Annotated in this window: 1 protein-coding gene; it reads right to left on the bottom strand. The window is 49.4% G+C overall.

Annotated elements, in window-relative coordinates:
- Positions 1–48 precede the first annotated feature (48 nt).
- Positions 49–705 (bottom strand): aquaporin Z (gene aqpZ, locus AB4512_RS18555; protein WP_372175322.1); only part of this gene is annotated, 657 nt, incomplete at its 5' end.

Here is a 705-nt window from a genome sequence, read left to right as displayed (position 1 = left end):
AGCCGCGATGAACCTTTTTCTTTTATTGCTTTAGACGTTTTTCAGCGCTTAATCTGAACCTCTTACCGCTTTGTATATCATCGCGCCAATCACGGCACCAATAATCGGTGCAACCCAGAATAGCCACAATTGCGAAACGGCCCAATCACCGACAAATACAGCCACGCCGGTACTTCGAGCAGGGTTCACAGAGGTGTTGGTTACAGGAATACTGATAAGGTGAATCAAGGTCAAACAGAGACCAATCGCGATAGGTGCAAATCCAGCCGGTGCTTTCGAATCAGTCGCGCCCATAATCACGAATAGGAAAACCATGGTCATGACTACTTCACAAACGAGAGCCGCAGTGAGCGAGTAACCGCCCGGTGAGTGTTCACCATAACCATTGGAAGCAAAGCCAGAGGCAGCTGCATCAAAGCCAGCTTGTCCTGAAGCAATCACAAATAGCACGCCGCCCGCGATAATACCGCCAATCACTTGGGCAATAATATAAGGCGCAACATCCTTGCCATCAAAGCGACCACCACTCCAAAGACCAATTGTAACAGCAGGGTTGAGATGACAGCCGGATATATGGCCAATAGCAAAAGCCATGGTGAGTACGGTTAAACCAAACGCGAGGGAAACCCCGAGTAAGCCGATACCTACATCGGGAAAAGCAGCGGCTAAGACGGCACTACCACAACCACCTAACACCAACCAAAA

It is taken from the genome of Vibrio sp. 10N.222.52.B7 (assembly GCF_041474275.1).
GTDB lineage: Bacteria > Pseudomonadota > Gammaproteobacteria > Enterobacterales > Vibrionaceae > Vibrio > Vibrio crassostreae_C.
This window is presented reverse-complemented; position numbering and strand designations above follow the sequence as displayed.